Annotated in this window: 2 protein-coding genes; both read right to left on the bottom strand. The window is 70.4% G+C overall.

The genetic code is table 11. The features are described from left to right. Positions 1-301 (bottom strand): RodZ family helix-turn-helix domain-containing protein (locus DQW06_RS19045; RefSeq protein WP_198662492.1); only part of this gene is annotated, 301 nt, incomplete at its 3' end. Between the two features lie 233 nt (positions 302-534). Further along, positions 535-2,090, bottom strand: a 1,556-nt coding sequence (locus DQW06_RS19050) for a DNA translocase FtsK (protein ID WP_198662493.1), incomplete at its 5' end; no start/stop codon positions are given.

Genomic DNA, 2,090 nt, shown 5'->3' on the forward strand with positions numbered 1-2,090 from the left:
CCCCCCCCCCCGCCTCGGGCACGGACGCCGGGTGGCGCTGCGGGGGGACGAAGGCGGGTATGGCGCGGGACGCGTGCTCGCGGTCGTACTCGGCCAGGAGCGGCGCCGGGTCCAGGCCGAGCGTGCGGCAGATGCCGCGGATGTGGCCGCGTGCGTAGAAGTCCCCGCCGCAGGAGAAGAAGTCCTCCTGCTCGATGGCCGTGAGGACGGGTTCCCGGATACGTGTACGGATACTGAGGTCCGCGACCGTGTACCCCGCCGCGACCCGGGCGGCGGACAGGGTCTGACCGATCGTCGCCATGCGCACTCCCCCCGCGACTGTGTGTAGCTGCAAGAGACCACTCTGCCGCCCGGGGCGCTTTCGCGCAGGTCACCACGCCCCATGAAGCCTCCAAGATCCCACCAAATCGGGCATGCCTGTTTTTAAGGGATGCCAGTGGAGTTTCGGGAAAGGCCGTAACACGGGGTCGGAAGCCCGACTTCCCGGATGCCGGTCGGCGCCCGCGCGCCGCCGCGCGGACGCGGCGGCGCCGGTCAGGAACCGCGGATGTCGGCCAGCACGGCGGGCAGGTCGTCGGGCTGGACGAGCACGTCGCGGGCCTTGGAGCCCTCGCTGGGGCCGACCACGTCGCGGCTCTCCATGAGGTCCATCAGGCGGCCCGCCTTGGCGAAGCCCACCCGGAGCTTGCGCTGGAGCATGGACGTGGACCCGAACTGGGTGGTGACCACCAGCTCGACGGCCTGGAGGAGCAGGTCGAGGTCGTCGCCGATGTCCTCGTCGATCTCCTTCTTCTTGGCGTCGGGGACGGCCACGTCCTCGCGGTAGCTGGGCTCGGACTGCTTCTTGCAGTGCTCGACGATCGCCCGGATCTCCTTCTCCGACACCCAGGCGTTCTGGAGGCGGATGGGCTTGCCCGCGCCCATGGGGAGGAAGAGCGAGTCGCCCTTGCCGACCAGCTTCTCGGCGCCGGGCTGGTCGAGGATGACGCGGCTGTCGGAGAGGCTGGAGGTGGCGAAGGCCAGACGGGAGGGCACGTTGGCCTTGATCAGACCGGTGACGACGTCGACGCTGGGCCGCTGGGTGGCCAGCACCAGGTGGATCCCGGCGGCGCGGGCCAGCTGGGTGATGCGCACGACGGCGTCCTCCACGTCGCGGGGGGCGACCATCATCAGGTCGGCCAGCTCGTCCACGATGACCAGCAGGTAGGGGTAGGGCTCGTACTGGCGCTCGCTGCCGGGCGGGGCGGTCAGCTCCCCGGTGCGCACGGCGGCGTTGAAGTCGTCCACGTGCCGGTACCCGGAGGCGGCCAGGTCGTCGTAGCGCCGGTCCATCTCCCCCACCACCCACTGGAGGGCCTCCGCGGCCCGCTTGGGGTTGGTGATGATGGGGGTGATCAGGTGCGGGATGCCCTCGTACATGGTCAGCTCGACCCGCTTGGGGTCGACCAGGATCATCCGCACCTCGTCGGGGGTGGCGCGCATCATCAGCGAGGTGATGAGCCCGTTGATGCAGGTGGACTTGCCCGCGCCGGTGGCACCGGCGACCAGGACGTGCGGCATCTTGGCCAAGTTCGCGACCACGTTGGAGCCCTCGACGTCCTTGCCCAGGCCCACCAGCATGGGGTGGTCGTCGGAGGTCGCCGCGGGCGAGCGCAGCACGTCGCCCAGGCTCACCAGGTCCTTGTCGGTGTTGGGGATCTCCACGCCGATGGCGGACTTGCCGGGGATGGGCGACTGGATGCGCACGTCGGCGCTCTTGACCGCCAGGGAGATGTTCTTGGCCAGGGCGGTGACCTTCTCGACCTTGACCGCGGGGCCCAGTTCGATCTCGTAGCGGGTCACCGTCGGCCCGCGGGTGAAGCCGGTGACGTCGGCGTCGATGTTGAACTGGGTGAGCACCCCCGACAGGGCTTCGACGACCTCGTCGTTGGCCTTGGTGCGCGGCTTGACCGGGCTGCCGGGCTTGAGCATGGTCGGCGCGGGCAGCTCGTAGTCGCCCTCCACCACACGGGAGGGGATGGTGAGCTGCTCGGTGGTGGCGGGTGCCGGGGTGGGGTCGGGGACCTCCCGCTTGGCGCGGGCGGCCTTCT

This window comes from Nocardiopsis sp. TNDT3, assembly GCF_003427465.1.
In the GTDB taxonomy this organism is placed as follows: domain Bacteria; phylum Actinomycetota; class Actinomycetes; order Streptosporangiales; family Streptosporangiaceae; genus Nocardiopsis; species Nocardiopsis dassonvillei.